Source organism: Pandoraea pulmonicola, assembly GCF_000815105.2.
In the GTDB taxonomy this organism is placed as follows: domain Bacteria; phylum Pseudomonadota; class Gammaproteobacteria; order Burkholderiales; family Burkholderiaceae; genus Pandoraea; species Pandoraea pulmonicola.
This window is the reverse complement of sequence record NZ_CP010310.2, coordinates 5,052,811-5,079,228: the sequence shown is the minus strand read 5'-3', so window position 1 is coordinate 5,079,228 and position 26,418 is coordinate 5,052,811. Positions and strand designations below refer to the sequence as shown.

Here is a 26,418-nt window from a genome sequence, read left to right as displayed (position 1 = left end):
ATGGAACGGATCCTCATCATCGGCGCCAACGGGCAGATCGGCAGCGAACTCGTCGAAGCCCTGGCCGCCCAGTACGGCAGCGAGAACGTCATTGCCACGGACATCGCACCGGGACCGTCGCGTCACGCCGTGCACTACGAGCCCCTCGACGTGCTCGACGCCTCGCGGCTCGCCGCACTCGTCGAGCGCTTCGGCATTACGCAGATATTCCATCTGGCGGCGCTGCTTTCGGCTACCGGCGAGACTCGTCCGCTGCAGGCCTGGACGCTGAACATGAACGGCCTGCTCAATGTGCTCGAACTCGCACGTGAGCACAATGCGCGTCATCCGGAGAAGGGGCTGCGAGTGTTCTGGCCGTCGTCGATCGCCGCGTTCGGTCCGCATACGCCGGCCGTCGAAACGCCACAGCTCGCGATCATGGATCCAACCACGATGTATGGCATCAGCAAGCAGGCGGGCGAGCGGCTGTGCGAGTACTACTTCACGAAGTTCGGTGTGGACGTGCGCAGCCTGCGCTATCCCGGCGTGATCAGCTACAAGACGCCGCCAGGCGGCGGCACGACGGACTACGCCATCGACATCTTCCAGGCGGCGCGTCGCGGCGAGACCTATACCTGCTTCCTGAAGGAAGACGCCACGCTGCCCATGATCTACATGCCAGACGCCGTGCGCGCCACGCTGGAGCTGATGGACGCGGAGGCTTCGCGTTTGCGGGTGCGCTCGTCGTATAACGTGGCGGGGGTGAGCTTCGATCCGGCGACGCTGGCCGAGGCCATCGCGCGCCGTGTGCCGGGCTTTACGGTGAAGTACGCGCCGGACTTCCGGCAGGCCATTGCGCAGACGTGGCCGCACACGCTTGACGACACCCATGCCCGCTACGACTGGGGCTGGCGACCGGCGTTCGGCCTCGATGCGATGGTCGACGACATGCTGGCCAACGTGCCGCTCGACTGGCATGCACCGGCATTGGGAAACGCGGCCTGAGCGGTAAAACACAGGGGAGAAAGCGAAGACGTTCCTGACGAGGCGCGTGCGATTTCAGTCGTACGCGCCTTGTTGCGTCTGGCACGGCGCCCGCAGCGAGGCACGGGCAGGTCTTTGAGGAACCGCTTACTTCGGGTGGTGCATCGCGTAGTAGGCGAGGGCGGCGATCACTGCGCAGGTCACGGCGAACGCGCGCCGGCGCCAGCGATAGGCTGAGGTGAAGGTAATGGCGCGTCCCCGTCCTTCTTCTTTCGAATGGTAATAGCTCATGTTGCGTCTTCTCGGGTCTGATACACGGTCTTCGCCGCGGAAAGAACCTGCCCGGGATGTCGTTCCCGCACCCCCCGGCGCGCTCGGCTAGCGACAGGCAGGTTCTGAATCGATTATGCGACCGCACAAAAGCGACCACGAATCAGTATCTATACCGATAGGTGTGGCCTTTTTGATACGGTTGGAACCGGGCTCGACGTTTCGACAAAGGGCTTGAACCGGCGAAATGTCGCTTCGTCGGGCTCCCGTCGCAGGCGCTTGCCCGGCTGGCGGCCACTTCCGGTGCGATGTTTCGAGGGTAATGAATCTCGACGATCGAGGGGTGCAACGCACCCACATTTCACCGCTTGCGCGGCGCGCGACGCGCTGAAACAATGCCGAAAAAGGCGGTGGCTCGACCGATGGCCACTTCCAAGTCGTCGTTGAGATCACGCCTGGGGAGGGTCGTGCCATGACGCAGAATACGCGCCGCACCATCGCTTGCGGTCGATGCACCGTCGCCGCCAAACGCGCTGTTTTCGCCAGCGTTGCCGCCGTCCTGTGTGCGGCCAACGCTCACGCGCAGGACGCCGTGCTGCGCGCCAACAACCAGGTGTGGGTCGGTGCCGGGGCCCAGCGGTTGCACTACTGGGAAGACATCGGGCCGGGCAGGAACGATTCGGAACGGGGCACGACCGCCGCGTTCGCGCTGGGCGCCTCGACGCAACGCCAACTGTTCGGTATCTCCAATCTGTATTTCAGCGGCTCGGTGCGTGTGGCGCACGGCGACGTCAATTACGGCGGGTACCTTCAGGACTTCGCCGGACGCGTCCTCCAGCCGAACTACAACATGACCACGCGCTCGACCACGACGGACGTCACGTTCAAGGCCGGCCGGGCGTTCCCGTTCCTTCTCGGCACGTGGAACGCGCAGGTCGTCCCGTACGTGACCTACAGCTATCACGACTGGATTCGTGACAGCAGCCGCGATCCGTACGGCTTCCATGAGCGCTATCGTCACCACGTGGTGGGCGGCGGGCTGATGGGGCAACTCGAGATCATGCCGAAGCTCGTGGCCACGGCCGACGTTCGCGCCGGCGCCATGGTCGGATCGTCGATGACGCTTGCTGGCTCGCAGAACACGTTCACGCTGGGCAACAAGCCGGTCGTCGTCGCCGGTTTCGGGCTCGACTACGCCGTCGCCCGCAACTTCCACGTGAACGCCACCTACGAATGGTCGCGCTTCCAGTACGGCCGCTCGGACGTGACCCAGGTCGGTCCGGGCACGAGCGCCTACGAGCCCGATTCGAAGACGATCAACCAGACGTGGATGATCGGCGTGGGCTACGCTTTCTGACAGAAGACAACGCCACGCCTGCGATCGGGTGTTCGTGGCGGCGTGGCGTCGGGGCGGCCGTCAGCCGGTGCCCGGCACCCGGCGGTGGTCCGCCGGGCCGCATGTCACGGTAACGTGCCGGTCAGGTCGCGCCTTCCACGTCCTCGAGACTGAATGTCTCGGTGTGGTCGTTGTACGAGAAGATCTCGGCGTAGCGTCCCCAGTTGATCGCGGTATCGAGCGTTTCCTGCGCGAGATCGTCCGACATCGAATCTTCCAGTTCCTGCTCGAAGCGCACGCGCGGGGCGCGCTGTCCGCGACGTTCCTGCAGCACGCTGCGAATCCTTGCCGCCAGCGGCACGTGGCGCAGCAGGTGTTCGGCGAACAGCACCTTGCGTTCCTGCGTGCTCATGTCCACGAAACGCTTGCCCGCGGCGGTGAGCAGAATGTCGCCTTCCTTGAGTTCCGCGAAGCCGAGCTGATCGAGAATTTCGGCCACGGGGAAGAGGTCGTCGACCTCCAGCAGCAGCGTCTGCGCGATTTCCGGCAAGTCGGCGCGACCGTTGTACGGCGGCACGGCGAGCGCCTCCAGCAGACCGGCCATGAGGTTGGTCGACACCTCGTGCAGCGGGCTCGACAGTTCGAGCGGCATTTTCTGCATGGTGTGGGCGCTGCGGCGCGAGGTCATCAGCGCATAGATATCGTCGACCATCTTGCGGAAGGCCGGATCGAGACGGTTGCGGCGATGCGGGAACGGCACCTTGATCTCGGCGACCACCCGACCAGGGTTCGACGACAGCACCAGGATGCGGTCGCACATGAACACTGCTTCCTCGATGTTGTGCGTGACGATCAGGATCGACTTGATCGGCAGCTGGCGCTGGCTCCACAGGTCGAGCAGGTCGGTGCGCAGCGTCTCGGCGGTGAGCACATCGAGCGCGGAGAACGGCTCGTCCATGAGCAGCAGCGTGGGGTTGACCACGAGCGCGCGCGCGAAGCCCACGCGCTGACGCATGCCGCCCGAGAGCTCGCGCGGGTAGGCGTTCTCGAAGCCGTCCAGACCGATCAGATCGATGGCGGCCAGCGCGCGCTTGCGGCGTTCCTTCGGCTCCACGCCGAGCGCTTCGAGGCCGGCCTCCACGTTCTGCAGCACCGTGAGCCACGGGAACAGGGCGAACGTCTGGAACACCATCGCCACGCCTTCCGGCGGGCCTTCGAGCGGCTCGCCCAGGTAGCGGATGTCGCCCGTGCTCGGCTGGATCAGGCCCGCGATGATGCGCAGCAGCGTCGACTTGCCCGAGCCCGAGCGGCCCAGCAGGCCGACGATCTCGCCTTCGTGCAGTTGCAGGTTCACGCCGTCGAGCACCTGGCGCTCGTCGCTGCCCTTGCGGAATCCGCGGCTGACGTTGGCGAGCGAGAAGATCTCTTTTCCGATGGTCGTTTGGGTATCGTTCGGCATCACGGCCCCTTCAATTCAGACGAAGCTTGTTTTCGGCGATGGCGTACATGGGGCGCCACAGCAAGCGGTTGAACAGTACGACGAACAGCGCCATGACGGCGATGCCCAGCAGAATGCGCGGATAGTCGCCCGCGGCGGTCGTCTGTGCGATATAGGCGCCAAGGCCGTGCGCGGCGACCTTGTCGTCGCCCCACTGCACGTATTCCGAGACGATCGACGCGTTCCACGCGCCGCCGGAAGCCGTGATGGCGCCCGTCACGTAGTACGGGAAGATGCCCGGCAGCATCACCTGACGCCACCATTGCCAGCCGCGGATGCGGAAGTTGGTGGCGGCTTCCTTGAAGTCGTTCGGGAAGGCCGTCGCGCCGGCGATGACGTTGAACAGGATGTACCACTGTGTGCCGAGCACGATGAGCGGCGAGAGCCAGATATCCGGATTGGCGTGGAAATGGACGATGGCCACCACGAAGATCGGGAACAGCAGGTTGGCCGGGAAGGCTGCGAGGAACTGGGCGAGCGGCTGGATGCGCTCGGCGAGCTTCGGACGCAGACCGATCAGCACGCCCAGCGGCACCCAGATCACCGACGCGATGGCGATGAGCACGACCACGCGCACGAGTGTGATCACGCCGAGGCCGAACACATGCAGCACTTCGGCGTAGCCGACTTCGGCCAGCACGAAGGTGCAGATCTTCCACGCGGCGGACACGCCCAGCACCACGAGCAGCGCGGCCCAGAGCCCGTCGATCACGCGCGAGAGCGGGGTGTGGGACTCCGAGTGGATGGCGGCCGGCAGCGACAGCGGCATGCGCATGCGCGCGATCGCGCGCAGCAGCTTGCCGAACGGACGCAGCAGATACTGAATGGCGCGCGTGCGCTGAATCATGTTGAGCACCCACGATTCGGGCGCCGCTTGCGAAACCGTATCTTCCAGGCGGAACTTGTCGGACCAGGCCACCATCGGGCGGAACAGGAACTGGTCGTAGATCACGATGACGACGACCATCGCCAGGATCACCCAGCCCACGGCCTGCAGATCCCGCTGCAGGATGGCCGTGGCCAGGTAGGCGCCGATGCCCGGAAGCGTGACTGTCTTGTCGCCCACGGTGATCGCCTCGGAGGCCACCACGAAGAACCAGCCGCCCGACATGCTCATCATCATGTTCCAGATGAGCCCGGGCATGGAGTAGGGCACGTCGAGCTTCCAGAAGCGCTGCCACGGGGAGAGCCGCAGGTTCACGGCGACTTCCGACAGATCGCGCGGCTGGGTGCGCATCGACTGGTAGAACGAGAACGTCATGTTCCACGCCTGGCTCGTGAAGATCGCGAAGATGGCGGCGCATTCGGCGCCGAGCACGCGTCCCGGGAAGAGGGCGAGGAAGAAGGTGACGGTAAATGAGATGTAGCCGAGCACCGGCACCGACTGGAGGATGTCGAGCATCGGCACGAGCAGCTTCTCCGCGCGGCGGCTCTTGGCGGCGAGCGTGCCGTACACCAGCGTGAAGAGCAGCGAGGCGACCATTGCCGCGAGCATGCGCAGGGTGGTGCGCAGCGCGTATTCGGGCAGATTGGCCGGGTCCAGCGAAATGACCTCGGTCTGCAGGTCGGCCAGTGGCGCCCACGTCTGGCGAATGCCCGACGAACTGACCATCAGAAAGCCGATGATGAGCGGGAAGGCGATGAAATCCCAGCGATTGGGCAGCAGGCGTCGCGCAGTGGCGGGGATGAACGGACGGGCTACGCGCGTCATCGGTACCTCGAATGAATGAGGGGTCGGACGAACAACTGGACTGAAACGTCCGGGAGCGGCACGGCAGCGACGATGCGCGTGCGCACGGACGGCAGCGGATGCTACCAGATTGCCTCGCGATTTGATGTTAAAGCGCGTGCATCCGTCTGGCAAACCGGGCGATTCTGCAATCGACTGTGGTTTTTATGCTGCATTGCGGCAGAGTGGTGTTTTGTTGAGTGATACAGAGGCGAGTTCGATCCGTGCGGATGCCGAAATCGGTCGGGCGGAAGTCGAGGGGAGGCAAGGGACGTTGACTGGAAAGGCGACTCGAAGAAGGTTTTGCGCGAGGCGCCATGTTGTGAAGATGTGAACTTTATGCGTGTGGCACGGACCAATCCGCGCGGCTTGATTCGGGCCGTGCGGTCGTGTAGTGTGCACCGCTCGAACGGGCCACGGCGCCTGTGGCCGTGCGGCGGTGCGACGCGGCTGACAAGTGGCTGCCGGCCTGTCCCCTCATCTCCCTAGACAAGCAAGGAATGCGCCGCATGACGACGCCACTGGAAGCGCGTTGCGAGCGTGCACGACAACTGAGTGCCGCGGGCCGGCTCGACGAAGCGATCGTCGAGTTGCGCCAAGTACTGAAACAATCTCCCGAATTCCTGCCCGCCCTCGAAGGGCTCGCCTATGTCTCGTTGCGCATGAGCGCGTTCGAAGCCGCGGCCGACGCGTTCGATCGCCTGCTCGCGCTCGTGCCGCAGGCCGGGGCGCAGGCAGCCTACGACGCGGCCATGGCCAGCCTCAAGGCCGGCCGCCCGATGCGCGCCGAGGCGCTGTTCGAGGCGACGGTGCAGCAGTCGCCGGACGTCATCGGCACGATGCACACCATTGGGCTCACGTGGGCGCAGGCCGGCGACAACGCGCGCGCCCTCGTCTGGTTCGAGCGCACCTCCGCCAAGGCGCCGGCGCTTTGGCAGGCGCACTTCAACCGCGGTCGTGCACTCGGTGCGCTGGGTCGCTACGACGAGGAAATCGACGCCTATCGGTTGGCCAACGCCATCGCGCCGCAACAGCCCGACCCGCTCGTCAACCTGGGTGTGGCACTGCGCGAGCGGCACGAGTTTGCCGAGGCGCTGCAATGCCTGCATCAAGCGGTGAAGCTCGCTCCCGAGCACGCGGGCGCACGCACCAATCGTGCGCAGACCCATCTGCTGCTCGGCGAGTTCGAGCATGGCTGGCACGACTACGAGTGGCGCTGGCAGGACGGCGGCCAGAAGCGCCGTTTCAGCGAGAAGCTGTGGGACGGCAAGGCGTCGCTCGCGGGCAAGACCGTGTTCGTCTACAGCGAGCAGGGCTTCGGCGATACGTTGCAGTTCGTGCGCTTCGTGCCGCGTCTGGTGGAGATGGGCGCGAATGTCGTGCTGTCGGTGCAGGCGCCCCTCGTCACATTCCTTGGCGGTTTCGCGCGCGGTGTGACCGTGCTCGGCGAGCACATGCCGGTGCCGTCGTTCGACTGGCAAATGCCGTTGCTCAGCTTGCCGCATCTGCTCAAGGCAGGCGGCAACGTTGCCGCGCACTCGCCTTATCTGCGCTCGAGTGTCGGGCGGGAGACGATCTGGCGATCGATGCTGGGCGCGAAGCCGGACGGGCAGACGCGCGTGGGCTTCGTGTGGTGCGCGCGACCTTTCTCACCGAATCGTGACGTGGCGCTCGAACACTGGGCGCCGCTCTTCGACACCGATGCGCAGTTCTATTCGTTGCAGGTCGATGCGACCGACGACGAGCGTGCGCAACTGGCGACTTATCGCAACGTGCACGACATCGGTGCGAAGCTCAGCGATTTCGCCGAGACCGCGGCCGTTATCGCGCAGATGGATCTCGTCATTGCGGCCGACACCGCGGTGTTGCACGTGGCGGGCGCGCTCGGCAAGCCGGTCTGGGGACTGCTCGGCTTCACGCCGGACTGGCGCTGGCAGCTCTCGCGTCGGGACAGCGACTGGTACCCGTCGGTCACGCTCTATCGCCAGCCCCGGCACGGTGACTGGGACAGCGTGATGGCGCAGGCCCGGACCGATCTCGCCGCGCTCGTGCGAGAGGAGCCCGTCGCGCAGTAAGGCGCGACGGAGGTGAAGCCCGCCAGTCGTTTCCCGTCGACATGATGGGCGTCGGCCTGCGCCAGGACTGTGCCCGACGGTACGGTGGCCTTGCGCCACCGATCCGCTGACGATTCGCCGCCGATCAGTTGGCGTCCGCCTGATCGCTGTCGTCTTCGCCCATGCGCGTGTAGATGTTCCAGCTCGCGATGAACAGGGCGGCGATGAGCGGGCCGATCACGAAGCCGGTCAACCCGATGAGCGACATGCCGCCGAGCGTGGAGATCAGGACGATCCAGTCCGGCATCTTGGTGTCCTTGCCGACGAGAATCGGGCGCAGCACGTTGTCGACCAGGCTCACGATGATGCCGCAGAACGCGAACAGCACCACGCCCTTCCAGATCGAGCCCGAAAGCAACAGCCAGACGCCGACCGGCACCCACACAAACGCAGCGCCGACGGCCGGCAGCAGCGACAGAAACGCCATCACCACGGCGGCGAGCACCGAGCCCTGAATGCCCAGCACGGCGAAGATGAAGCCGCCGAGCGCGCCTTGCGCCACGGCCACGGCGATGTTGCCTTTCACGGTGGCGCGCACGACCGTCGTGAACTGGCGAATCAACTGACTCTTGTGACGCTCGTCGAGCGGAATCGCGCGGCGCACGATCGCGCCGAGGGCCGTGCCGTCGCGCAGCAGAAAGAAGAGCAGGTAGAGCATCACGCCGAAGCTCACCAGCAATTGCGCGGTGTTCTGGCCGATGCTCACCAGATAGACGGCCACCAGGCGTCCGATTTGCGCGGCGCCGTCGCCAAGCCGCTGCTGAATGGCGTTCACGTCCTGTACGCCCGCGAGATCCATCACACGATGCACGCTGGCCGGCAGACGGTCGAGCAGTTGCTGGAAGGCGACGGTGAGTTGCGGCAGGTCGGTGCGAAAGCGCACGAGCGCGGTGCTGATTTCCTGAGTGAGCATGCCGACGACGAGCGTGAGCGGCAGGATCACGATCAGCAGGACGAGGGCGAGCGTGACGAGCGCGGCCAGATTGCGTCGACCCCGCATGCGGGTCAGGAGGCGGCGCTGCACCGGCTGGAACAGCACGGCCAGGATCGTCCCCCAGAACACGGCCCCGAACAGCGGGAACAGGATCCACCCGAATACGATCGTCACGACGAACAGCATGAGCTGGAAGAACTTGCGCTGGTCGCTACGACTTGACATGGGATTTCCTTGCAGAAGATGGCGGCGCCGGAGGCGCCTTCACCGTCCTTATATCAGAATCGGACGTCTGGCCGATTTGTGCGAGGATGCGCAGCACGAGCGGATGGCCCTCGCCGCGCCGGGATCGGATCGCGTGGATTTCCTCGTGCACGCCGTCGGGACGGCCGAGCCAGCGCAGGCCGCGCAACACCGATACGTCGCCCGCACCGGTTTCGCTCAACGGAAAGACGCCCATGCCGCGCGTGGCGAAGACGGCCATGAGTGCGCTGTCCTCGAATTCGCCGACGACGTTCGGCCGGATGCCCTGGGCTTCGAACCAAAGGTCCAGGCGGGCGCGCAGTGCCGAATGGCCCGTCGGCAGCAGCACGGGCAGATCGTTCAGGCATGACGGGAAGTGTTCGCGGGAGGTGTTGCGCACGATCGACGCGGGACCATACCAGTCCACCGGCGATTCGACCAGACGCTCGCTGGCCAGGCGAAGTGTCGGGTTGTAGGGCGCGGGCTGGCTTGCGAGCACGAGATCGAGCTTGTGGAGCGCCAACTCGGCGAGCAGTTGCTCGTGCTCGCCTTCATGACAGACGAGCCGCAGCGACGGGGTGTCGAGCACGGGTGCGAGAATCGCGTGGGCGGCCAGCTTCGAGATGCCGTCTGCGAGACCGACTGCCAGACGTGCGACCCGCCCGCTTGCTGCTTCGCGCACTTCGTCCGGAATCGATTGCCCGAGGCGGAAAATCTCCTCCGCCCGCCGGAACGCCGCCTGTCCTGACTCGGTCATGGCGACGCCTCGTCCGGCCGGTTTGAGCAGTTGGTGTCCCAGCGACTTCTCCAGTTCGCGAACCTGCGCGCTGATTGTCTGCACGGCCATGTCGAGACGCTCCGCCGCCCGGGCGAAGCCACCCTCCTTGACGACGACCCAGAAATAGTAAAGATGGCGGTAGTTCAACATGAGCCGTTAACTTCGAAAAAACCGAATTGTGATGAAGTATATAACTGGTTTTTGCGAAGTATGAGTTGCATGATGATGCAGTCCTGACCTGGCGCACTACGTAGCGCACGGGATAACCTGGGGTTGGACGCTGCCGGCGCGGTGGCGAACGAGCCCGAAACCTACGGAAACTCTGGCGCACCTATGGACTATCTTCTTGCTTTGGCGGCCGACCCGGCGGTATGGGCGGCGCTGGTTACGCTGGTGGTGATGGAAGTCGTGCTCGGCATCGACAACCTGATCTTCATCTCGATCCTTACCAACAAGCTGCCATCGTCGATGCGCGCGCGCACGCAGCGCATGGGCATTGCCTTGGCGCTGATCATGCGGCTGGCGCTGCTGGGTACGGTGGCGTGGATCGCGAAGCTGACCGCCCCGCTGTTCGAACTGTTCGGGCACGGCTTTTCATGGCGCGATCTGATTCTGATCTCGGGCGGGCTGTTCCTCGTGTGGAAGGCGACGAAGGAGATGCATCACCACGTGGCGACGGATGACGGGCATGGCGAGCAGGATGGTGCATCGGCAGGGGGCGCGCTTGCGACGATCACTGCGCGTGCCGCGGTGTTGCAGATACTCATGCTGGATCTGGTGTTCTCGATCGACAGTATCGTGACGGCGGTTGGCATGACCGAGCACATCCCGATCATGTTCGTCGCCGTGATTGCGGCGGTGACGGCGATGTTGTTCATGGCCGGGCCGTTGTCGCGCTTCATCGAGGCGAACCCGACCGTCGTGATGTTGGCGCTGGGCTTCCTGCTGGTGATCGGCATGACGCTGATCGCGGAGGGCTTCGGCTCGCACATCCCGAAGGGCTACATCTATGCGGCGATGGCATTCTCGGCGTTCGTCGAGGGATTGAACATGCTTACACGACGGGCGAAAGCGCGACGCGAGGCCGCGAAGGCGAGGGTCCTGCACTGAGCCCGACGCCGGTTTGACGGTTTGAGGCGATGGACGAGGCGGTGCCGGTGAAAGCCGGCGCCGCTTTTTTTGCATGGATTTACCTGCAAAGGGAGATGAGATGGGGTTCGGTTTTTTCGAAGTATTGCGAATGTAAATGCAGGTTTTTTCGGCCTTTCGTGACCGATACATTGAAGGCGTTGTCTTTCACGTGACGGAGCGAAACGATGAAGTGTCCTGTATGCGGTACCCCGGATTTGCTGATGACGGAGCGTCAGGGAGTGGAGATCGATTACTGTCCGAGTTGCCGGGGCGTATGGCTCGATCGCGGCGAGTTGGACAAGCTGATCGAACGTACGGACGGCGGCGGAACGATGCCGGCGCATCTGACGCGAGGCGGCGCGAGCGATGAGCGCATGCAACGCATCGAACGCGAGTATCGGGATCATGACAATCATGGCGACGGCAAACATCGTCGTCACCCCCAATACGGCCACGACGACCGCCGTCGCCACTACGAACAGCCCCGCAAGAAGAAGTCGCTCTTCGAGATGTTCGATTTCGATTGATCGCGGGCGAGGGACGGTGCCCACGCATATGGGCATGCCGATGAGAAAGCCAGTTCATCGGGACTGGCTTTCTCGCGTGGTGTTGGAGGACTGCGAACACGTACAGCGCGGCGCTGTGCTGATCATCCTGCTATGCGGTGGCGACAAGTCGACCCAGGCGTCGGACATCAAAGCCGCGCATCGGATGCTACCCCACCTTGATACGGAGTAAGCGATGGAAAAAATCAAAACTCGGCCGTGGGATTCGGCCGAATATCTGAAGACCGAAAAGGATGTCGCCGAATATTTCGAGGCATGCCTTCTGGAGGGGGGCGAATCGCCCAAGCACTCGGTGTGATTGCGCGCGCGTGGGAGGACGCAAGTTGCTCGTGATGCAGGTTTGACGCGGGAGGGCCTGTACAAGGCGTTGTCGAGCGAGGGCAACCCGAGCTTTGGAACAATTTTGAAGGTCATCAAAGCGCTCGGGTTGCAATTGCATGCGACGGCGCATGCTTAAGCTAGTCCATGCTTGGGGATTCGCCATCGCAGTGGAAGGGCTTCGGCGGTGGCTAAGAGCATGCGCGCACCGGATTTGGATCGGTATCGCTTTCGATGCCGGCAGGGGCGCGCGAAGTTCGATGGGCGCTTCTCTGCCCATGGGCGCGAATCAATAGTCGAAGGATCGCCCACGTAGAGAAGGCGCTCGACGTTTACCTATCACACTGATTGTGGCGCCGCGCTCGTATTGCGCCCGATATCTTCGGCCTCACCGCGTCCACATAACAAGCACGGCAATGTCGCTCTCAAGCATCCACTGAGTTTGCATTCGCCGCAACGCCCCCAATGAGCTCGTTTACGTGAGCGGCTCATTCCACCTCTGTTATCGACAGTCATCAAGTTGCGCACTCCAGGTATCTGGAAAGAGTCACCGTCTTTGGAGACTCGGCGTAGCCGTCACGAAATCGCGGAAAAACTCGGAAGTTACTGAAACGCGAGTGACGAAGGAACTGCCATGATGAATTCGGTCCCAGGATGCAGCTTCGAAATGGAGGCGAAATGGAAGATTCGAACGATAGTGGCGCCATCCCACATGGTGTTGGAACCGCAGGTGGAGCCGGTAAACGAGGTGGCAAGGGACGACCCCCGACATTGCCGCCGTCATTCCCTCGTGAGGGTTATGTCGTGTGGTTCTACGCACACGGCAGGTACCTCGGTTACGTTTGGGATGAGGAGGAAGAGAAAATCAGACGAGCGCACGTGCCTGATCCGAGCCATGCGATTTACTTTCCGACGTTTGCGGCGGCGACGGTGGCAACGGAGTTCCTGTTTAGTCCGTACTACATTCTGTATTCGCCGAAGCGAGGGGGTAAGCCGCGATTGGTCAGGTAATTCTGGCTGCGGCGAAAGACCGGCTCGGTCACGCCGATGAGCAGATGACTCGCCGGTACGTCCGTCACCGCAAAGGGAAGCTGGTCATGCCAACCAAGTGACCGGTTTGCGGAACAAATAAAAACGGCTTCCATCGCTGGAAGCCGTTTTCGTATTTGGTGGCGAATCAGGGACTCGAACCCCGGACCTGCGGATTATGATTCCGTCGCTCTAACCGACTGAGCTAATTCGCCGTAGAGGAAAGATTATAGGTAGGCCCCTATGGGCTGTCAACAGGTTTTTCGCGGGATGATGAAAATCCTGCAGCGTCGGGGGAGATACCGACCCAATCCTTCCGCGGTCAGATGGTATCTGCAAAAAACAACGCCGGAGCCCGAAGGCCCCGGCGTCGCGGTCGTTGCGCCATCTCAATCTGGCTGACAGGTCGCCCCATCAGTCATTGGCATAGATGTCGACGTCCTTGGTTTCCTTGATGAAGAGCATGCCGATCACGAAGGTCACCAGCGCGATCACGATCGGATACCAGAGGCCCGAGTAGATGTCGCCCTTGGCGGCCACGATGGCGAAGGCGGTTGCCGGCAGGAAGCCGCCGAACCAGCCGTTGCCGATGTGATACGGCAGCGACATCGACGTGTAGCGAATGCGCGTCGGGAACAGTTCCACGAGCATCGCCGCAATCGGGCCGTACACCATCGTCACGAAGATCACCAGGATCGCCAGCAGGATCACAACCATCGGCTTGTTCATCTGTGCCGGATCGGCCTTCGGCGGATAGCCATCAGCCTTGAGCGTGGCCGACATCTCCGTCTCGAACGCCTTGGTCTTGTCCTTCGCATCGGCGGCCTTGCCGTCGACCGACGAGATCACCTTGTCGCCGATCTTCACCGTTGCCATCGTGCCCGCCGGTGCCGCTTCGTTGCGATAGTTCAGACCGGCGCGCGACAGATAGCTCTTCGCGATATCGCACGAACTGGTGAACTTCGACGTACCGACCGGGTTGAACTGGAACGAGCACTCGTTCGGATCCGCGATCACCGTGATCGGCGAGCGCGCCGTTGCGGCCTCGAGCGCCGGGTTGGCGTAGTGCGTGAGCGCCTTGAAGATCGGGAAGTACAGCAGCGCCGCGAGCAGGCAGCCCGCCATGATGATCGGCTTGCGGCCGATCCTGTCCGACAGTGCGCCGAAGAACACGAAGAACGGGCTGCCGATCAACAGACCCAGCGCGACCATGATGTTCGCGGTGTTGCCGTCGACCTTGAGCACCTGCGTCATGAAGAACAACGAGTAGAACTGGCCCGTGTACCACACGACTGCCTGACCTGCCGTTAGACCGACCAGCGCCAGAATCACGATCTTCAGGTTCTTCCACTGACCGAACGACTCGGTGAGCGGCGCCTTCGATGCCTTGCCTTCCGCCTTCATGCGCTGGAACGCCGGTGATTCGTTCAGCTGCATACGAATCCACAGCGAGATCAGCAGCAGCACGATCGACAGCACGAACGGAATGCGCCAGCCCCAATCGCCAAACGCCTCTTCGCCCATCACCATGCGGGTGCCGAGAATCACGAGCAGCGAGAGGAACAGACCGAGCGTGGCCGTCGTCTGGATCCACGAGGTATAGAAGCCGCGACGGCCATGCGGCGCGTGCTCGGCAACGTACGTGGCAGCACCACCGTACTCGCCACCGAGCGCCAGACCCTGCAGCAGACGCATGGCGATGAAGATCACCGGTGCCGCAATGCCCCACGACGCGTAGCCAGGCAGCAGACCGACCACCAACGTCGACAGACCCATCAGCGTGATGGTCACGAGGAACGTGTACTTGCGGCCGACCAGATCGCCGATGCGCCCGAACACGATGGCGCCGAACGGACGCACCGCGAAACCGGCGGCGAATGACAGCAGCGTGAAGATGAACGCGGCCGTCGGGTTGATGCCGGAGAAGAAGTGACGGCTGATGAATGCGGCCAACGAACCGGCCAGGTAAAAGTCGTACCACTCGAACACCGTGCCCAGCGACGACGCGAAGATGACCTTCTTCTCTTCGGCGGTCATCGGCGCATGGGAGGTGGCTGTCGTTGCAGTAGCCATGCGGTTGTCTCCTGTAATGTAAGCACGCCCCTGGGACATGCCCGGGCCGCTGCAACTGATTATTGGAGGGCAACCTTACCGTCGTCTGACGCGAAACTGACTCGAAGCTTACGCGCGTAGGGACTTACCCTCGACTTTGGCCCGATTTCGAACGTATTCGGCGTGCTTTCGTCACGCATGCGGGTTTTCGATAGGCTCCGCGAGCGGCAGGGTGACGCGAATGAGCGTGCCCGTTGCTTCGGGATGCTGCGCGTCGACATGGTCGAGCACGCTCACGTCGCCGCGATGGATCTGCACGATCTCACGCACGATCGCGAGGCCCAGTCCGCTGCCGTCGCTGTCGCTGCCGAGAATGCGGTAGAAGCGCTCGAACACCCGCGGGCGCTCGGCGGCCGGAATGCCCGGCCCCGTGTCTTCCACTTCCAGGTGGACGAAGCCGTCGGACGCCTCATGGCGCAGCCGCACCGTCACCTTGCCGCCGGCCGGCGTGTAACGAATCGCGTTGTCGATCAGGTTGTTGAGCAACTCGCGCAACATCACCGGTTGACCCGACAGATGCACAGGGAACGGTGGCTCTTCGAAACCGAGGTCGATGCGCTTGGCGAAGGCCGCCTGGAACCAGTCCTGCATGGCGCTGCGCGCGAGCAGGCTCAGGTTGAGCGGCGTAAAGGCCGCGGCGTCGTTCGCGCTGTTCTCCGCTCGCGCGAGTGCGAGCAACTGATTGACGAGACGCGCGGCCTGCTCCGAACTCACCGCGATCTGCGAGAGTGAGCGGCGCAGTTCGTCCGGCGACGTCTGGCGCAGCGCGAGCTCCGCCTGCATGCGCAGCCCGGCGAGCGGGGTCTTGAGCTGATGCGCCGCGTCGGCGATGAAGCGCTGCTGCAGTTTCATGTTCTGTTCGAGACGCTCGAGCAGATCGTTCAATGAGTTGACGAGCGGCGCGATTTCCGGCGGCGCTTGCCGCGCTTCGAGCGGAGAAAGATCGTCGGGGCGACGGGCGCGGATGTGTTCCTGCAACGCATGCAACGGCGCGAGGCCGCGCGAAAGCCCGAACCAGACGAGCACGATGGCCAGCGGCAGGATCACGAACTGCGGCAGGATCACGCCCTTGATGATTTCGTTGGCCAACTGGCTGCGCTTGTCCAACGTTTCTGCAACCTGCACGAGCGCCATGCTGCCGGGGGGCGCCATGCGAGGCAGGTCGACGTAGGTGAAAGCCACGCGAATGTCGTTGCCGCCGACCGTCTCGTCGCGAAACTGCACCACGCCGGGCTGCGGCCTGTCGTCTTCATGCGGGAGCGGCAACTCGGCCGTACCCGCGACCAGTTCGCCCTTCGCGCCGAGCACCTGGAAGTACACGTTGTCGGTGGCGTCCGCGCGCAGCAGGTCGCGTGCGGGCATCGGTAACGTGAGCGTGACCTGGCCGCGATCCGAGTGCACTTGCTGGGCGAGAACGTAGGTATTGTTTTCCAGCGCGCGATCGAACGGGCCGTTGGCGATGGATTTCGCAACGAGATACGTCACGGCGATGCTCATCGGCCAGAGCAACAGCAACGGCGCGAGCATCCAGTCGAGAATCTCGCCGAACAGCGAGCGTGGCGGCGGTTCGGCCTCGCGCTCGAGCGGGGCGCCGAAACCGGGGCGCACGAAGGGATCGGCGTAGGGATCGAACGGGTCCGCGTCGGGCGCTCGCATGCCGTCTGCCGGACGGTCCGGATCGGTCGGGGCAACCGGGGCGCGACGGTGATGACGAAGGCTCAGACGCATCGGTCAGGCGAACTGGGAAGGCGAAATGGCCGGGAAGGCGCGGGTTGCATGGACGGAATTGGCCGGCGGGGTCGATCCGCGGGCGTCGATCCCGGTGCCATGCCTGTCGCCGCCCGGGCGGCGCTCCCGCGAATCGCGGTTCATGCGCGGTGTACCCCGCGCTTAGGCCGCATTGGCAGGCGCGGCGGCCGGCTTCTCCAGACAATACCCCAATCCACGAATGGTGGCGATGCGCACGCCGCTCGGCTCGATCTTCTTGCGCAGCCGGTGCATGTACACCTCGATGGCGTTGTTGCTCACCTCTTCGCCCCAGCCGCACAAATGGTCGACGAGCTGCTCCTTCGACACGAGCCGGCCCGTGCGCAGCAGCAGCACCTCGAGCAGTTCGAGTTCACGGGCGGAGAGGTCGAGCATCTGTTCGTTGATATAGGCGGTGCGTCCGACCTGGTCGAAGCTGAGCGGGCCGTGGCGGATGACGGTGGAGCCGCCGCCGGCGCCGCGCCGGGTCAACGCACGGACGCGCGCTTCGAGCTCCGCGAGAGCGAAAGGCTTGGCCATGTAATCGTCCGCGCCGAGGTCGAGGCCCTTCACGCGGGCATCGACGCTGTCGGACGCGGTCAGGATCAGGACCGGCAGATGGGAATTGCGTGCGCGCAATCTGCGCAGGACTTCGTGGCCAGGCAGGCGGGGCAGACCGAGGTCGAGAATCAGCAGATCGAACGTCTGAGCGGAAAGGGCGGAATCGGCTTCGAGCCCGGTTTTGACGTGATCGACGGCGTAGCCCCCCTGGCGCAGCGAGCGGGTCAGGGCATCGGCCAGAATGCTGTCATCCTCTGCGATGAGAATTCGCATGGGCGTGATAGGCTTGTGTGGGCACCGCGGCCTGGCGGCTGCGGTGTGTCTCCTGGGATGTTGCGGCGCGTGGTTCGCGGCTTTTTTGTCGTTTCGGCGCTTTCGGACAACAGGCACTTGCAAAGGGCACTGTTTTTTTATACAGTACCGCCATTCACGCCTCACTCGAGCCGTCTCGCTCATCATATCAAAGGACGATTCATGGAAGAAAGCAAGAAAGGGTCTGCCAATCTGTCGGCCGAGAAAGGCAAGGCGCTTGCCGCCGCCCTCGCGCAGATCGAGAAGCAATTCGGCAAGGGCTCGATCATGCGTCTGGGCGACGGCGAGGTCGAAGCCGACATCCAGGTCGTCTCGACCGGCTCGCTGGGTCTGGACATCGCGCTTGGCGTCGGTGGTCTGCCGCGCGGCCGCGTGATCGAAATCTATGGCCCGGAATCGTCGGGTAAAACCACGCTCACGCTGCAAGTCGTGGCCGAAATGCAGAAGCTCGGTGGCACCTGCGCGTTCATCGACGCGGAACACGCCCTCGACGTCGGCTACGCCAGCAAGCTGGGCGTGTCGGTGCCGGAACTGCTCATTTCGCAGCCGGACACGGGCGAACAGGCCCTGGAAATCGCCGACGCGCTGGTGCGCTCGGGGTCGATCGACCTCATCATCATCGACTCGGTCGCGGCACTGGTGCCGAAGGCCGAAATCGAAGGCGAAATGGGCGACTCGCTGCCGGGTCTGCAGGCCCGTCTGATGTCGCAGGCGCTGCGCAAGCTCACCGGTACCATCAAGCGTACGAACTGCACGGTAATCTTCATCAACCAGATCCGTATGAAGATCGGTGTGATGTTCGGTAACCCCGAAACGACGACGGGCGGTAACGCACTGAAGTTCTACTCGTCGGTGCGTCTGGACATCCGCCGTATCGGTTCGATCAAGAAGGGCGACGAGGTGGTCGGCAACGAAACCCGCGTCAAGGTCGTCAAGAACAAGGTGTCGCCGCCGTTCCGGGAAGCGATTTTCGACATCCTCTATGGTCAGGGCATTTCACGCGAAGGCGAGATCATCGATCTGGGCGTGACCGCGAAGATCGTCGAAAAGGCCGGTGCCTGGTACAGCTACAACGGCGAGAAGATCGGCCAGGGCAAGGACAACGCGCGTGAATTCCTGCGTGAAAATCCGGACGTCGCCCGTGAGATCGAAAACAAGGTGCGCGCATCGCTGGGTGTCACGGCGATCAACGAGACCGGCGAGATCGAAGAAGAAGACGAAGTCTGAGGACCTCGGAACCTGGACGGCAACGCGAAGCCTTGCGGCGTCGCGTTGCCGTTTTTTGTTTCCGCCGCTGATTGCGCTACTGAGTGCGTCACCCTGATTGCGCCACCGATTGCACCACAGATTGCGCGCGGATTGCACTCCTGATGAGCCCATGATCCAACGCCGCCCACCCCGAGACCCGAATGTGCCGCCCCCTCCGCCGGGTGACGCTGCCGTCGCGGCCAAGCCGTCGCGCAAGCCCGCGCTGAGCCTCAAGGGACGCGCTCTGTCGTACCTTGCGCGCCGAGAGTACAGTCGCGCCGAGTTGCGCCGCAAGCTCCTGCCCTATGTCGATGCCGAGGATCCCGAAGCACTGGATCGCCTGCTCGATGGGCTGGAGCAGGAGCGCTGGCTTTCCAACGAACGCTTTGCGGAGAGCGTGGTCAATCGCCGGGCGTCCCGGCTGGGGACGACGCGTATCGTCAACGAGCTCAAGCAGCATCAGGTCGATGCGCAAACGGTGACGGAGCTCGCCGAACAGTTGCGCAGCACCGAGTTGGCCCGTGCCCGTGCCGTATGGCAAAAGAAGTTCGGCGAAGTGGCCACGACCCCGGAAGCGAAGGCCAAACAGATGCGCTTTCTGGCCTCGCGTGGCTTCTCGCGTACCGTTATCAGCAAAATCGTGCGTGGCGCGGACGATTTTGCCGACGATCTCTGATCCTCATTCAGTCCACTTTCTGATGGATGCGCCTGCATTCATCGTCAAAGCGAGCATGACACTCGCAAGCTGCCGAGCCATAGGGCGGCGGGCGTCCGATGAGGCGGACTCCTGCGTGACGCGTCGCCTCTCGGTTATCGCCATTTGGCGTTGCACCATTCCTTCGTCGCCCCGCCGATTTTGATAACCCGACCAATGGGTCGGGTAATTCGACCTTATGCAGCGGGCGTCTGCTGCGCTGCGGCAGTCTCGCCGGTCGCCTATGCTAGAATCAAGGTCTTTCCGCGTTCATGCATTGCACACTTCCGCATGCCGCTCTCCGCGCCTGCCCCTCGTACCCTGCGTCACCGCCGCACGATCGCTGTCGAAGCGTTTTCGCGCGCCGACGGCCTATGGGACATTGAAGCCTGTCTGACCGATCACAAGGATCGGGATTTTGCCTTGGCAACAGGACTTCGCGAGGAGGGCACGCCGATTCACGAGTTGTGGCTGCGTCTGACGATCGACGAAAATTTCGAGGTGCATGACGCCGAAGCCGTTTCCGATTGGGTGCCATATCCCGGCATTTGCGATCAGATCGGCCCCGAATACCGTAAATTGATTGGTCTTAACCTGCGCTACGGCTTCCGCCATGCGGTTCGCGAGCGCCTCGGCGGTGCCGCCGGTTGTACCCATCTCACAGAACTTTGCAGTGTCCTGCCCACGGCAGCGATTCAGGCCTTTGCCGGTGTGGTGATTCACACGCCGGACACGGCGGCCAACGATGCCGGCAACACGGCACCCCCTTTCCAACTCGGACATTGCCACGCCCTGCGGTTTGATGGCGAGGCGGTGCGCCGGTTTTACCCGCGCTGGTTCAACGGCCGCGCAAACGATCGAGCGAACGAGCCCTCGACGCCCGTCACTACAGAAGAAGCGGTGCGCGATGGTGTCTCGACTCGCACGCTCGAACCCAAACTTCCAACTCAGCAAGAAGGGAATCACGCATGAAGATTCATGAGTATCAAGGCAAGGAAATCCTCCGGAAATTCGGAGTCGCGGTGCCCCGCGGCATTCCGGCGTTTTCCGTGGACGAGGCCGTGAAGGCAGCCGAAGAACTCGGCGGCCCGGTTTGGGTGGTCAAGGCCCAGATTCACGCAGGTGGTCGCGGCAAGGGCGGCGGCGTGAAGGTTGCCAAGTCGATCGAGCAAGTGCGTGAATACGCCGGCCAGATCCTCGGCATGCAACTGGTCACGCACCAGACCGGTCCGGAAGGTCAGAAGGTCAATCGCCTGCTGATCGAAGAAGGCGCCGACATCAAGAACGAACTGTACGTCAGCCTCGTGGTCGACCGTATCTCGCAGAAGATCGTGCTGATGGGTTCGAGCGAAGGCGGCATGGACATCGAAGAAGTCGCCGAAAAGCACCCGGAACTGATCCACAAGGTGATCGTCGAGCCGTCGATCGGCCTGACCGATGCGCAAGCCGACGACCTGGCCAAGAAGATCGGCATTCCCGACGCTTCGATCCCGCAAGGCCGCGCCATCCTGCAAGGCCTGTACAAGGCATTCTGGGAAACCGACGCCTCGCTGGCCGAAATCAACCCGCTGAACGTGAGCAGCAACGGCACGGTCACCGCGCTGGACGCCAAGTTCAACTTCGATTCGAACGCCCTGTATCGTCATCCGGAAATCGTTGCTTACCGCGATCTGGACGAAGAAGATCCGGCTGAAGTCGAAGCCTCGAAGTTCGATCTGGCCTACATCTCGCTCGACGGCAACATCGGCTGCCTGGTGAACGGCGCCGGTCTGGCCATGGCCACGATGGACACCATCAAGCTGTTCGGCGGCGAGCCGGCGAACTTCCTGGACGTGGGCGGCGGCGCCACGACCGAGAAGGTCACCGAAGCGTTCAAGATCATGCTGAAGAACCCGAACCTGACCGCCATTCTGGTCAACATCTTCGGCGGCATCATGCGTTGCGACGTTATCGCCGAAGGCGTGATCGCCGCATCGAAGGCCGTCTCGCTGAAGGTGCCGCTGGTCGTGCGCATGAAGGGCACGAACGAGGACCTGGGCAAGAAGATGCTCGCCGAGTCCGGCCTGCCGATCATCTCTGCGGACAGCATGGAAGAAGCTGCCCAGAAGGTTGTCGCGGCTGCCGCAGGCAAGTAACCAGAACAGTCGAAGCCGCAGTGGCGTGCCGCCCGTAGGGGCCGCGCGAGCGCTGTCAGGCAACCGGATGAAGGAAATCAAGCAATGTCGATTCTGATCAACAAAGACACCAAGGTCATCACCCAAGGTATCACTGGCAAGACCGGCCAGTTCCATACCCGCATGTGCCGCGAATACGCGAACGGCAAGAACGCGTTCGTCGCCGGCGTGAACCCGAAGAAGGCTGGCGAAGACTTCGAGGGCATTCCCATTTTCGGTTCGGTCAAGGACGCCAAGGAACAAACCGGCGCGACCGTCTCGGTGATCTACGTCCCGCCTGCAGGCGCCGCCGCCGCGATTTGGGAAGCCGTCGAAGCCGATCTGGACCTGGCGATCTGTATCACGGAAGGTATCCCCGTGCGCGACATGATCGAAGTGAAGGACCGTATGCGCCGCGAAGGTCGCAAGACCTTGCTGCTCGGCCCGAACTGCCCGGGCGTGATCACGCCGGACGAGCTGAAGATCGGCATCATGCCGGGTCACATTCACAAGAAGGGTCGCATCGGCGTGGTGTCGCGCTCGGGTACCCTGACGTACGAAGCCGTGGGTCAGCTGACCGCGCTGGGTCTGGGTCAGTCGACCGCCGTCGGTATCGGTGGCGACCCGATCAACGGTCTGAAGCACATCGACGTCATGAAGATGTTCAACGACGATCCGGATACGGACGCCGTGATCATGATCGGTGAAATCGGTGGTCCGGACGAAGCAACGGCCGCCGAGTGGATCAAGGGCAACATGAAGAAGCCGGTCGTCGGCTTCATCGCCGGTGTGACGGCGCCTCCGGGCAAGCGCATGGGCCACGCCGGCGCGCTGATCTCGGGCGGTGCCGATACGGCCGAAGCCAAGCTGGCGATCATGGACGCCTGCGGTATCAAGGTGACCAAGAACCCGTCGGAAATGGGCCGTCTGCTCAAGTCGGTGCTGTAATCTTCGCCGGACGACCACGCGTCGGGTGTCGGGACCGGCAGCCGCGCGAAAGGTCCTGAAAAAGGGAGCCCGGAGCCTCGGGCTCCCTTTTTTGCTCTTGCCGTACCCAAGTCATTCCCGTTTTCCGCTTCCGAGGATTTTCCCGCCATGCTTGCGTTCTTTGCCGAGCTGAACTGGGCTGCGGTTCTGCAGATCATCATGATCGACATCCTGCTGGGTGGCGATAATGCCGTGGTGATCGCGCTCGCCTGCCGGAATCTGCCGGCCAAGCAACGTCTGCAGGGCATCGTGTGGGGGACCGTCGGCGCGATCGTGCTGCGCGTGATCCTGATCGCGTTCGCCGTGACGCTGCTCGAAGTCCCCTATCTGAAGGCATTGGGCGGGGTGTTGCTGCTCTGGATTGGCGTCAAGTTGCTCGTGCCCGACCAAGACGCGCACGACAGTGTGAAACCCGCAGACAAGCTGTGGACGGCGGTCAAGACCATCATCGTGGCCGACCTGGTGATGAGTGTCGATAACGTGATCGCGATCGCGGGCGCGGCGCAGGGCGCCGCCGAACACCATCAGTTGCCGCTCGTGATCTTCGGTCTGCTGGTGAGCATTCCGCTGATTGTCTGGGGCTCCCAGTTGGTACTCAAGGCGCTCGATCGCTTCCCCGTCATCGTGATCGCCGGCGCGGGGCTGCTTGGCTGGATTGCCGGCGGCCTCATCGTGTCCGATCCGGGTATCGGTCCCTGGCTGCAATTGCCCGGCACGGCGGCCGCATACACTCACTACGTGGCGGCGGCGGCCGGAGCGGCGCTGGTCGTGGGGCTCGGACTTGTGCTCAAGCGTCGGAGCGAGGCCCGTCAAAGGCATGCAACCTCTCCCGAGTAATCGGGTCCATTGCGATGGCGGACGCTGAGCGTCCGCCATGACTTTGTGGGAAAACGGGCGCCCCGGCCGGATGAGTCGTCCGGCTTGGCACTAGGACGATTCTCCGCGCCCCCTCGGCCCCCGCCCGATTTTGATCTGCGGCAGGGCTGGCGCCCAAGGGGCTGTGGCATACTCCGCCCACTTCCCCCCAACGAGCGCCGTTTCGATGTCTGGACAGCGCGTCTGTTTCGTTTTCATTGCTTTAGCAGGGAGTTACACAATGCGTCGTTTCGGCCACCGGACCACCGGTATCGCCAAGTCCCGGGGCTTCACCCTGATCGAGTTGATGATCGTGTTGGCGATCATCGGCGTGCTGGTCACGGCAGGGGTACCCTATCTGCAGAATTATCTGGTGCGCGCCCGGGTCGTCGAAGGGCTGGGGGCTGCCGCATCGGCCAAGGCGCTCGTGAGCGAGAACGCGATGCATGGCGCGCCGTTCAACAGCGGTTGGCAGGCGCCGAGCGCCACGGACAACGTGAGCGGTGTGACCATCGACTCCGTGAGCGGCAACGTGACGGTGGCCTACACGCAACGCGCCGGCGACGGCGCGATCGTGCTGGTGCCCACGAGTGCCGGCGCGCAAGGCCGCGCGGAAGCGCTCACGGTCGGCAAGGCGCCCGAGGGCCAGATCGTGTGGACGTGCTACGCCAAGGGCCGCGAAGGTGCGCCCGGTGGCGCCACGTTGTCGGCCAAGCTGGCGCCCCCGGAGTGCCGCGGTGCGGGATCTGGGAATGACTGACGCACGGGCCGCCCGGCGCGACGATACCTCGTCCCCGGCTGGCCGCTGCGGCATTTTTGCAGGCAGCGCTCTTACGCGTCAGGCGTGAAATGGCTGCCCCCGGGCGGCCGTTTTTCGTTATGCTTGCGCATCTTTCCACCGGTGCATCGCACGGCGACGATCTTGTTTCCTCCTCTGCTGCTTTCGCTAATCGGGCTGACGCTGGCCCTGATCTGGGCTCTGCCCTATAACCTCGTCAAGCACACCTATCCGATTTCGACGTTCTATTCGGAGACGCTGGCGTTCTCGTTGTTCGCGCTGCTCGGCGCTCTCTCGATGGTCGCCGTGTGGCAGCGCGACGCACGCGTGCTGCGCATGCCGCGCGTGACCTGGATGCCGCTGGCCTTTGTCGGTGTGGTCCTCGTGCAGCGTGCGATGCTGCCTACCGAGCTGCCGCAGTTGATGATGACGGCGTTGCTCTACGGCGTGGCGATGATCGTGGCGGCGAATGCCGGCTTCTGGCTTGCACAGTTGGGCTGGCGTGGCGTGCTCATGCGATGGAGCGCCGTGGCGCTCACCCTGGGCGGGCTGTACGCCGTGGGCGCACAACTCGTGCAGGCGTTCCATCTGGAAACGCATGTGCCGTGGTTCGTCGCCAAGTACACGGTGTCGGTGGCGCGCCGTCTGTTCGGCAACATGTACCAGCCCAATCATCTGGCAACGTATCTGTCGCTGGCCAGTGCCGGTGCGTTCTATCTCTGGTACCAGCGCAAGTTGCCGGCCTGGCTCTGGCTGCCCGCCTGCGCGGTCTTCGATATCGGCATTTGCCTGACCGGTTCACGTACGCCATGGCTGCAACTGGCGTTCATGTCGGCTTTCGGTTTGTGGCTGGTGTGGATCGAGCGGGCCGAACCCGCCCGCGGCATGCGCCGCTCGACACGCTGGTTCGTGCCCGTTGCGATCCTGCCGTTGCTCGCCTTGATGACGATGTTCGTCGGCTGGGCCAACGTCGCGTGGGGATGGCAACTGGACGGCAGCGCCGTGGCGCGGATGCACCAGACCGGGCAGGTGACCGGGCGTCTGAATCTGTGGGAATACGGCGTTGCCATCTTCCGCGAGCATTGGATCTTCGGCGCCGGCTGGTCGAATTACATCGACGCGCAATTTGCCCTCGTCGACAAGCTCGGTCCGGTCGAAATGGCCGATAACGCCCACAATGCGTTGATCGATCTGCTGGCCAAGACGGGCATCGTGGGGGCACTGCTTGTGCTGCTGCCGCTGGTGTTCTGGTTCGCCCGGGCGGTGCGCGGCATCAAGACGCCGCCCATCGCGTTTGCCTTCATTCTGCTGGGCATGCTCGCCGTGCACGCGATGCTGGAGTATCCGCAGCACTATGCGTTCTTCCTGTTGCCCGCGCTGTTCCTGCTCGGTTTTTGCGAGACGAAGGCCATCGACAGCGTGTCGCCGACGGCGACCGGCGCCATCAATGGCGTGATCGTGCTGTTCGCGTGCGTGGCCATTCCCTGGCTGTATGGCGACTATCAGCGAGTGGAGGTGGCGTATCGCGCAGGCAAGATCGATGCCTATCGTGCCGATCCGGCGCTGTTCTTCGCGCCGTACGGCGACTACGCGGTGACGGGAGCGCTGTTCCTCAACCGCGATCAACTCGACGAGAAGCTCGCCGCGCACCGCGAAGCGCTTGCGCTGGGCGCCGGGCCGACGATGATCAAGCGCTACATCGTGTTGCTGGCGCTGGCCGGTCGCAACGACGAGGCAATGCAGGACATTGCGCGCCTGAAGAACTACAACTCGCTGATCTTCGAGGGGCAGTACGCCTCGCTCGTGCGCATGTTGCGAGCGCAGGGTGACGAGCTCAAACCGTTCACGCGGCGTGTCATCGAGGCGTGGGGACGACCTCAAGGCGACGCGGACGACGACGAAGCGATGACGTCCTCGCAGGCCACGGCGCGACGCGCGTCCTGATCAGCCGGCGCCGCGTCTATTGCCGTAAGCCACAAAGCGTAACGCCCGCAATTTTCGCGGGCGTTTTCGCTTTTCCATTCCAGCAGACGGATCCTCGACCCTGTACCGACTTACCGGTG

Annotated in this window: 21 protein-coding genes, 1 tRNA gene and 2 pseudogenes; 15 read left to right on the top strand and 9 right to left on the bottom strand. The window is 63.5% G+C overall.

Translation table 11 applies throughout. The features are described 5' to 3' along the window. Positions 1–984: an NAD-dependent epimerase/dehydratase family protein gene (locus RO07_RS21835; RefSeq protein ID WP_174234876.1), complete on the top strand. Its 984-nt coding sequence runs from the start codon at positions 1–3 to the stop codon at positions 982–984. Positions 985–1,110: 126 nt separating this feature from the next. Here the strand turns inward: RO07_RS21835 and RO07_RS26185 are convergent, their stop codons facing one another. Continuing rightward, complete coding sequence (locus RO07_RS26185; RefSeq protein ID WP_157118222.1) at positions 1,111–1,254, bottom strand: hypothetical protein; 144 nt, start codon at positions 1,252–1,254, stop codon at positions 1,111–1,113. 451 nt (positions 1,255–1,705) lie between these two features. On the opposite strand from RO07_RS26185, the gene RO07_RS21830 reads away from it, so the two are divergent. Beyond that, the gene (locus tag RO07_RS21830; protein WP_039405743.1) at positions 1,706–2,590 is read left to right on the top strand and encodes an outer membrane protein; all 885 of its coding nucleotides are present in this window, start codon (positions 1,706–1,708) and stop codon (positions 2,588–2,590) included. A 121-nt stretch (positions 2,591–2,711) separates the two neighbouring features. Here RO07_RS21830 and RO07_RS21825 read toward each other — a convergent pair whose 3' ends face one another. Further along, positions 2,712–4,028 carry an ABC transporter ATP-binding protein gene (locus RO07_RS21825; protein ID WP_039405741.1) on the bottom strand — a complete coding sequence of 439 codons (1,317 nt, stop codon included), beginning with the start codon at positions 4,026–4,028 and terminating at the stop codon, positions 2,712–2,714. A 10-nt stretch (positions 4,029–4,038) separates the two neighbouring features. Continuing rightward, positions 4,039–5,778 (bottom strand): ABC transporter permease, encoded by a 1,740-nt coding sequence (locus tag RO07_RS21820; protein WP_039405737.1) that lies wholly within the window; start codon positions 5,776–5,778, stop codon positions 4,039–4,041. Between the two features lie 527 nt (positions 5,779–6,305). On the opposite strand from RO07_RS21820, the gene RO07_RS21815 reads away from it, so the two are divergent. Next, the gene (locus RO07_RS21815) at positions 6,306–7,871 is read left to right on the top strand and encodes a tetratricopeptide repeat protein (protein ID WP_039405735.1); all 1,566 of its coding nucleotides are present in this window, start codon (positions 6,306–6,308) and stop codon (positions 7,869–7,871) included. 124 nt (positions 7,872–7,995) lie between these two features. Here the strand turns inward: RO07_RS21815 and RO07_RS21810 are convergent, their stop codons facing one another. Both RO07_RS21810 and RO07_RS21805 read right to left on the bottom strand, forming a co-directional pair. Continuing rightward, on the bottom strand, positions 7,996–9,069 hold the full coding sequence (locus RO07_RS21810) for an AI-2E family transporter (protein WP_039405733.1): 1,074 nt from the start codon (positions 9,067–9,069) through the stop codon (positions 7,996–7,998). Then, complete coding sequence (locus RO07_RS21805) at positions 9,056–10,015, bottom strand: LysR family transcriptional regulator (protein ID WP_039405731.1); 960 nt, start codon at positions 10,013–10,015, stop codon at positions 9,056–9,058. Before RO07_RS21805 ends, RO07_RS21810 begins: the two co-directional genes overlap by 14 nt. Positions 10,016–10,198: 183 nt before the next feature. On the opposite strand from RO07_RS21805, the gene RO07_RS21800 reads away from it, so the two are divergent. From RO07_RS21800 to RO07_RS21785, 4 genes and pseudogenes are all read left to right on the top strand, one after another. After that, positions 10,199–10,975, top strand: coding sequence for a TerC family protein (locus tag RO07_RS21800; protein WP_039405729.1), 777 nt, complete (start codon positions 10,199–10,201; stop codon positions 10,973–10,975). A gap of 206 nt (positions 10,976–11,181) precedes the next feature. After that, a complete protein-coding gene (locus RO07_RS21795) occupies positions 11,182–11,523 on the top strand; it encodes a TFIIB-type zinc ribbon-containing protein (RefSeq protein WP_039405727.1) in 342 nt (113 codons plus the stop codon). Positions 11,524–11,638: 115 nt separating this feature from the next. Then, positions 11,639–11,734 (top strand): annotated as a pseudogene (locus RO07_RS26670) (type II toxin-antitoxin system RelE/ParE family toxin); the annotation flags it as partial. A gap of 3 nt (positions 11,735–11,737) precedes the next feature. Then, positions 11,738–12,019: pseudogene (locus tag RO07_RS21785) on the top strand (addiction module antidote protein). 1,028 nt (positions 12,020–13,047) lie between these two features. Here RO07_RS21785 and RO07_RS21775 read toward each other — a convergent pair. The 4 genes from RO07_RS21775 to RO07_RS21760 all read right to left on the bottom strand — a co-directional run bounded on the left by RO07_RS21775 (position 13,048) and on the right by RO07_RS21760 (position 17,601). Next, a tRNA-Met gene (locus RO07_RS21775) sits at positions 13,048–13,124 on the bottom strand. Between the two features lie 199 nt (positions 13,125–13,323). Continuing rightward, on the bottom strand, positions 13,324–14,982 hold the full coding sequence (locus RO07_RS21770; RefSeq protein WP_039405725.1) for an MFS transporter: 1,659 nt from the start codon (positions 14,980–14,982) through the stop codon (positions 13,324–13,326). Positions 14,983–15,153: 171 nt separating this feature from the next. Beyond that, positions 15,154–16,677, bottom strand: coding sequence for a sensor histidine kinase (locus RO07_RS21765; protein WP_039405723.1), 1,524 nt, complete (start codon positions 16,675–16,677; stop codon positions 15,154–15,156). Between the two features lie 234 nt (positions 16,678–16,911). Further along, a complete protein-coding gene (locus RO07_RS21760) occupies positions 16,912–17,601 on the bottom strand; it encodes a response regulator transcription factor (RefSeq protein WP_039393077.1) in 690 nt (229 codons plus the stop codon). Positions 17,602–17,802: 201 nt separating this feature from the next. Between RO07_RS21760 and recA the strand changes: the two genes are divergently transcribed. The 8 genes from recA (at position 17,803) to RO07_RS21720 (ending at position 26,299) form a co-directional block, all read left to right on the top strand. After that, complete coding sequence (gene recA / locus RO07_RS21755) at positions 17,803–18,867, top strand: recombinase RecA (RefSeq protein ID WP_039405721.1); 1,065 nt, start codon at positions 17,803–17,805, stop codon at positions 18,865–18,867. 184 nt (positions 18,868–19,051) lie between these two features. Beyond that, positions 19,052–19,564: a recombination regulator RecX gene (gene recX, locus RO07_RS21750; protein WP_418303692.1), complete on the top strand. Its 513-nt coding sequence runs from the start codon at positions 19,052–19,054 to the stop codon at positions 19,562–19,564. A gap of 309 nt (positions 19,565–19,873) precedes the next feature. Continuing rightward, positions 19,874–20,554, top strand: a complete 681-nt coding sequence (locus RO07_RS21745; protein ID WP_039405717.1) for a DUF2889 domain-containing protein — start codon at positions 19,874–19,876, stop codon at positions 20,552–20,554. Continuing rightward, a complete protein-coding gene (gene sucC, locus RO07_RS21740; RefSeq protein ID WP_039405715.1) occupies positions 20,551–21,717 on the top strand; it encodes an ADP-forming succinate--CoA ligase subunit beta in 1,167 nt (388 codons plus the stop codon). Before RO07_RS21745 ends, sucC begins: the two co-directional genes overlap by 4 nt. An 84-nt stretch (positions 21,718–21,801) precedes the next feature. After that, positions 21,802–22,683 carry a succinate--CoA ligase subunit alpha gene (gene sucD / locus RO07_RS21735; protein WP_039405712.1) on the top strand — a complete coding sequence of 294 codons (882 nt, stop codon included), beginning with the start codon at positions 21,802–21,804 and terminating at the stop codon, positions 22,681–22,683. 147 nt (positions 22,684–22,830) lie between these two features. Then, positions 22,831–23,559, top strand: a complete 729-nt coding sequence (locus RO07_RS21730; RefSeq protein WP_039405709.1) for a TerC family protein — start codon at positions 22,831–22,833, stop codon at positions 23,557–23,559. A gap of 259 nt (positions 23,560–23,818) precedes the next feature. Further along, positions 23,819–24,337: a pilin gene (locus tag RO07_RS21725; RefSeq protein WP_039405706.1), complete on the top strand. Its 519-nt coding sequence runs from the start codon at positions 23,819–23,821 to the stop codon at positions 24,335–24,337. 162 nt (positions 24,338–24,499) lie between these two features. Beyond that, positions 24,500–26,299, top strand: coding sequence for an O-antigen ligase family protein (locus tag RO07_RS21720; RefSeq protein WP_147284594.1), 1,800 nt, complete (start codon positions 24,500–24,502; stop codon positions 26,297–26,299). The last annotated feature ends 119 nt before the right edge of the window (positions 26,300–26,418 follow it).

Excerpts from the sequence above, each read along its gene's own strand:
- RO07_RS21835 (WP_174234876.1), top strand. The coding sequence starts at position 1 with ATGGAACGGATCCTCATCATCGGCGCCAACGGGCAGATCGGCAGCGAA.
- RO07_RS26185 (WP_157118222.1), bottom strand. The coding sequence starts at position 1,254 with ATGAGCTATTACCATTCGAAAGAAGAAGGACGGGGACGCGCCATTACC.
- RO07_RS21830 (WP_039405743.1), top strand. The coding sequence starts at position 1,706 with ATGACGCAGAATACGCGCCGCACCATCGCTTGCGGTCGATGCACCGTC.
- RO07_RS21825 (WP_039405741.1), bottom strand. The coding sequence starts at position 4,028 with ATGCCGAACGATACCCAAACGACCATCGGAAAAGAGATCTTCTCGCTC.
- RO07_RS21820 (WP_039405737.1), bottom strand. The coding sequence starts at position 5,778 with ATGACGCGCGTAGCCCGTCCGTTCATCCCCGCCACTGCGCGACGCCTG.
- RO07_RS21815 (WP_039405735.1), top strand. The coding sequence starts at position 6,306 with ATGACGACGCCACTGGAAGCGCGTTGCGAGCGTGCACGACAACTGAGT.
- RO07_RS21810 (WP_039405733.1), bottom strand. The coding sequence starts at position 9,069 with ATGTCAAGTCGTAGCGACCAGCGCAAGTTCTTCCAGCTCATGCTGTTC.
- RO07_RS21805 (WP_039405731.1), bottom strand. The coding sequence starts at position 10,015 with ATGTTGAACTACCGCCATCTTTACTATTTCTGGGTCGTCGTCAAGGAG.
- RO07_RS21800 (WP_039405729.1), top strand. The coding sequence starts at position 10,199 with ATGGACTATCTTCTTGCTTTGGCGGCCGACCCGGCGGTATGGGCGGCG.
- RO07_RS21795 (WP_039405727.1), top strand. The coding sequence starts at position 11,182 with ATGAAGTGTCCTGTATGCGGTACCCCGGATTTGCTGATGACGGAGCGT.
- RO07_RS21770 (WP_039405725.1), bottom strand. The coding sequence starts at position 14,982 with ATGGCTACTGCAACGACAGCCACCTCCCATGCGCCGATGACCGCCGAA.
- RO07_RS21765 (WP_039405723.1), bottom strand. The coding sequence starts at position 16,677 with ATGCGAGCGCCCGACGCGGACCCGTTCGATCCCTACGCCGATCCCTTC.
- RO07_RS21760 (WP_039393077.1), bottom strand. The coding sequence starts at position 17,601 with ATGCGAATTCTCATCGCAGAGGATGACAGCATTCTGGCCGATGCCCTG.
- recA (WP_039405721.1), top strand. The coding sequence starts at position 17,803 with ATGGAAGAAAGCAAGAAAGGGTCTGCCAATCTGTCGGCCGAGAAAGGC.
- RO07_RS21745 (WP_039405717.1), top strand. The coding sequence starts at position 19,874 with ATGCCGCTCTCCGCGCCTGCCCCTCGTACCCTGCGTCACCGCCGCACG.
- sucC (WP_039405715.1), top strand. The coding sequence starts at position 20,551 with ATGAAGATTCATGAGTATCAAGGCAAGGAAATCCTCCGGAAATTCGGA.
- sucD (WP_039405712.1), top strand. The coding sequence starts at position 21,802 with ATGTCGATTCTGATCAACAAAGACACCAAGGTCATCACCCAAGGTATC.
- RO07_RS21730 (WP_039405709.1), top strand. The coding sequence starts at position 22,831 with ATGCTTGCGTTCTTTGCCGAGCTGAACTGGGCTGCGGTTCTGCAGATC.
- RO07_RS21725 (WP_039405706.1), top strand. The coding sequence starts at position 23,819 with ATGCGTCGTTTCGGCCACCGGACCACCGGTATCGCCAAGTCCCGGGGC.